General features: G+C 73.2%; 4 protein-coding genes and 1 pseudogene. 4 read left to right on the top strand and 1 reads right to left on the bottom strand.

Annotated elements, in window-relative coordinates; genetic code table 11:
- Positions 1–233, bottom strand: a pseudogene (locus N4P33_RS32990) (hypothetical protein); the annotation flags it as partial.
- 349 nt (positions 234–582) lie between these two features.
- Here N4P33_RS32990 and lnt point away from each other — a divergent pair.
- The 4 genes from lnt to N4P33_RS32970 form a co-directional block, all read left to right on the top strand.
- A complete protein-coding gene (lnt, locus tag N4P33_RS32985) occupies positions 583–2,190 on the top strand; it encodes an apolipoprotein N-acyltransferase (protein ID WP_399030561.1) in 1,608 nt (535 codons plus the stop codon).
- Between the two features lie 68 nt (positions 2,191–2,258).
- Positions 2,259–2,738 carry an NUDIX domain-containing protein gene (locus N4P33_RS32980; protein WP_260830609.1) on the top strand — a complete coding sequence of 160 codons (480 nt, stop codon included), beginning with the start codon at positions 2,259–2,261 and terminating at the stop codon, positions 2,736–2,738.
- Positions 2,739–2,792: 54 nt separating this feature from the next.
- Positions 2,793–3,593: a 3-hydroxybutyrate dehydrogenase gene (locus tag N4P33_RS32975; protein ID WP_260830608.1), complete on the top strand. Its 801-nt coding sequence runs from the start codon at positions 2,793–2,795 to the stop codon at positions 3,591–3,593.
- Between the two features lie 71 nt (positions 3,594–3,664).
- Positions 3,665–4,732 (top strand): GAF domain-containing protein (locus N4P33_RS32970; protein WP_260830607.1); only part of this gene is annotated, 1,068 nt, incomplete at its 3' end.

Raw genomic sequence — 4,732 nt, 5'->3', positions numbered from 1 at the left:
CCGGCCAGGGCCCAGACGCAGGGCGCTGCCACCGGCAGCAGCGTCCCGCCGATCCGGCCGGCCGCGTAACCGGCGGCCACCGCGAGCACCGCGAGAAGCATGCCCTCGGGGCGGCCGTCGCGGGCCGCCGCCGTGATCAGGGGCCAGGCGGCACACGCCCCGAGGACCACGACACCCGCCGCGTCCAGTCCGCTCCGTCTCTCGCCGTCCGCACCCGCGGCGGCCGCAGTCATCCCCGTGGAACCCACCCCGCACCCCGCACGCGTCGCCCCCGACCTGTGAGAACCCCGGCCGCCGGCGCCGCGACGGGCGGCACGACCAAGGCACCGGCACACGGTAACGGGTGGTGGACGGTTTGGGGATGTGTTGTGACGAGCCACGCAGATGGCTGCGCCGCTTTGGCCGTTGGGGCGCGTGAGGGGGTGGTGGGGTCTGGTGCCGGGCGGCTGCTGGTGCGTTTGTGGCTGGTCGCGCCGTTCCCCGCGCCCCTGAGGGGGTGCTTCCCGCGCCCTCGTCGCGTGGTCCCGCGCTTCTGAGAGACGCTGCTGTCCGTGGTCAGCCTGGTCGCCGTAGACTCCCGGAGTGACCGTCACCGTACCTTCCGTCGGCGAGTCGGAATCGATGCCGTCGCAGGGTGTGCCTGCGCGACGTCGGTGGCTCGTGCGGCTCGTGCCGGCCGTCGCGGCCGCGCTCGCCGGCCTGCTCCTGTACGTCAGCTTTCCGCCGCGCACGCTGTGGTGGCTCGCGCTGCCCGCCTTCGGCGTCCTCGGCTGGGTGCTGCGCGGGCGGGGCTGGAAGGCGGCGTTCGGTCTCGGCTACCTCTTCGGTCTCGGTTTCCTGCTGCCGCTGCTGGTGTGGACGGGGGTGGAGGTCGGCCCGGGGCCGTGGATCGCCCTCGCCGTGATCGAGGCGGCCTTCGTCGCGCTCGTCGGGGCCGGCATCGCCGCGGTGTCGAAGCTTCCGGGGTGGCCGGTGTGGGGCGCGGCGCTGTGGGTCGCCGGGGAGGCGGTCCGCGCGCGTGTGCCGTTCGAGGGCTTCCCCTGGGGCAAGATCGCGTTCGGTCAGGCCGACGGTGTGTTCCTGCCGCTCGCCGCGCTCGGCGGCACCCCGGTGCTCGGGTTCGCCGTCGTCCTGTGCGGCTTCGGCCTGTACGAGATCACCCGGGTGGTGATCGAGGGGCGGCGCACCGGAACCGTACGCAAGGCCGCCGCGGCCCTCGGTGCGCTCAGTGTCGCCGTTCCCGTCGTGGGCGCCGTGGCCGCGCGGCCGCTGGTCAGCGACGCGGCCGAGGACGGCACCGTCACCGTGGCCGTCATCCAGGGCAATGTGCCCCGCCTGGGGCTCGACTTCAACGCCCAGCGGCGCGCCGTGCTCGACTACCACGCGCGTGAGACGGAGCGCCTGGCCGCCGACGTGAAGGCCGGCAAGGTCCAGCGGCCGGACATCGTGCTCTGGCCGGAGAACTCCTCCGACATCGACCCCTTCGCCAACCCCGACGCGCGGGACGTCATCGACCGCGCGGCCAAGGCGATCGGCGCGCCCGTCTCGGTCGGCGGCGTGGTCGGCAGGGACGGCAAGCTGCTCAACGAGCAGATCCTGTGGGACCCGGCGAAGGGCCCCGTCGACACCTACGACAAGCGGCAGATCCAGCCCTTCGGCGAGTACCTGCCGCTGCGCTCCCTGATCGGGGCGATCAACGACGAGTGGACGTCGATGGTGCGCCAGGACTTCAGCCGGGGCAGCGGGCCCGGCGTGTTCACCATGGACGGCGCCCGGGTCGGCCTCGTCACCTGTTACGAGGCGGCGTTCGACTGGGCGGTGCGCGACACCGTCACCGACGGCGCCCAGCTGATCTCCGTGCCCAGCAACAACGCGACCTTCGGCCGCAGCGAGATGACCTACCAGCAGCTCGCCATGTCCCGCGTCCGCGCGGTGGAGCACAGCCGTACCGTGACCGTGCCGGTGACCAGCGGTGTCAGCGCGGTGATCATGCCGGACGGGACGATCACGAAGAGGACCGGCATGTTCGTCGCCGACTCCCTGGTGCAGGAGGTGCCGCTGCGCTCCTCGCAGACGCCCGCCACCCGTCTCGGCATCGTCCCGGAGATCGCCCTCGTGCTGGTGGCCGCGGGTGGTCTGGGCTGGGCGGTGGGTGCGGGGATGCGCGGGCGACGCGCCGGTGACGTGTAGCCATATGCCCGTCGCACACCCCCTGAAGCCGGCGGAAGGGCGCCGGGCGGGCCGTTAGGGTCGAGTGCATGGCTACCCCTGACTTCATCCGCACGTTGCGCGCGTCCGCCGGTCATCAGCTGCTGTGGCTCCCCGGGGTCACCGCACTCGTCTTCGACGACGAGGACAGGGTGCTGCTGAACCGCCGGGCCGACACCCGCACGTGGTCGGTGATCGGCGGTATCCCCGAGCCCGGCGAGCAGCCGGCGGCCTGCGCCGTGCGCGAGGTCGAGGAGGAGACGGCGGTGGTCTGTGTCCCCGAGCGGGTCGTGCTGGTGCAGGCGCTGCATCCGGTGACGTACGGCAACGGCGACATCTGCCAGTACATGGACATCACCTTCCGCTGCCGGGCCGTCGGCGGGGAGGCGCGGGTGAACGACGACGAGTCGCTGGACGTCGGCTGGTTCGCCGTGGACGCCCTGCCGGAGCTGCACGAGTTCTCGCGGTTTCGGATCAAGCAGGCCATGTCGGACGACCCCACATGGTTCGACCCCACTGGAATTGGCTGAACTGTAGGGGCTGAGCACATGGGTCGGGGTGCGGGTGCTGCCTAGGGTCGAGACATGACCGCCTCCCGTGCCGTTCCGGCCCCCCAAGCCTCCCCGCTCGACCTCGGTGGCCGTACCGCCCTCGTCACCGGCGCCGCCGGTGGTATCGGCCGCGCCTGCGCGCTGCGGCTCGCCGCCGCCGGGGCCAAGGTCAGAGCCGTCGACCGGGACGCCGCGGGCCTGGAGTCGCTCGCCGAGACGGCCCAGGGCCTCGGCGGCACGGTCGAGCCGCACGTCCTCGACCTCACCGACCTGGACGCCGCCGAGCTCGCCGCCGCCGGCACGGACGTGCTGGTGAACAACGCCGGGCTGCAGCTGGTCCGCCCGATCGAGGACTTCCCGCCCGACGTCTTCCACACGGTGCTCACGGTGATGCTGGAGGCGCCGTTCCGGCTCATCCGTGGTGCGCTGCCCCATATGTACGGACAGGGGTGGGGCCGGATCGTCAATGTGTCCTCCGTCCACGGGCTGCGCGCCTCGGCCTACAAGTCCGCCTATGTGGCCGCCAAACACGGTCTGGAGGGACTGTCGAAGACGGCCGCGCTGGAGGGCGCCTCCCACGGTGTCACCTCGAACTGTGTGAACCCCGGCTATGTGCGCACGCCCCTGGTCGAGAAGCAGATCGCCGACCAGGCGCGGGCGCACGGCATCCCCGAGGAACGCGTCCTGACCGAGGTGATGCTCCAGGACAGCGCGATCAAGCGGCTGATCGAACCGGAGGAGGTCGCCGAGGCGGTCGCCTATCTGTGCGGCCCTCAGGCGTCCTTCGTGACGGGCACCTCGCTGGTCCTGGACGGCGGCTGGACCGCACACTGACCCGGTCCGCGGGCCGGAGAGGTTTTCCACAGGCCTGACGGGCCGGGCGTGGGATGAGGAATCCTGTGAGCATGTCCCGCGATCACGTGCAGTCCGCCGAGCGCGGCGCCCCCGCGCCGCGCCGTCCGCGCCCCGACGCCCGCCCGGCGTCCGGCGGTGCCGAGGCGCCGTTCCTCGAGCTGCTGGCCCGGGGCGCGCCCGCCGAGGCCTATGAGCAGCCGGTGCTGCTCGCCCGCGCCGAGGGCCAGCCGACCGAGCGGATCGCCGCGCTGGAACAGGCCAAGCTGCTCGCCCTGCGCGTGCGCGCGGAACTGGAGGGGCGGCGCAGGCGCGAGGCCGAGCTGTCCGCGTTGTTCGAGACCGCCCACGACCTCGCCGGACTGCGCGACCTGGACGCCGTGCTCCAGGCCATCGTGCAGCGCGCCCGCTCGCTGCTCGGCACGGATGTCGCCTACCTCAGCCTGAACGACCCGGCCAGGGGCGACACCTATATGCGGGTCACCGAGGGCTCGGTGTCCGCCCGCTTCCAGCAGCTGCGCCTCGGCATGGGCGAGGGGCTCGGCGGGCTCGTCGCCCAGACCGCCCGCCCCTATGTCACCGACGACTACTTCCGCGACGACCGCTTCCAGCACACCCTCAGCATCGACGCGGGCGTGCGCGACGAGGGCCTGGTGGCGATCCTCGGCGTGCCCCTGATGCTCGGGCACACGGTGATCGGTGTGCTGTTCGCCGCCGACCGGCGGGCCCGGGTGTTCGAGCGGGAGCAGATCGCCCTGCTCGGCTCCTTCGCCGCCCTCGCCGCCGCGGCCATCGACACGGCCAACCTGCTGGCCGAGACCCGCTCCGCGCTCGCCGACCTGGAGCACGCCAACGAGATCATCCGCGACCGCAGCGGCGTGATCGAGCGCGCCTCCGACGTCCACGACCGGCTCGCCGAGCTGGTCCTGCGGGGCGGCGGGGTGCACGACGTGGCCGCCGCCGTCTCCGAGGTCCTCGACGGCCAGGTCGAGTTCGCCGAGGCGGCCGCCGCGCCGGCCCAGGCCCTGCAGTCCTCCCGCGCGGAGGGGCACGCGGTGCGGCACGGGGCCGACTGGATCGCCGCCGTGGCCGCCGGCGACGAACTCCTCGGCGCCCTCGTG

The sequence above is a fragment of the Streptomyces sp. 15-116A genome (genome assembly GCF_025290915.1).
Classification (GTDB): Bacteria; Actinomycetota; Actinomycetes; order Streptomycetales; family Streptomycetaceae; genus Streptomyces.
This window is presented reverse-complemented; position numbering and strand designations above follow the sequence as displayed.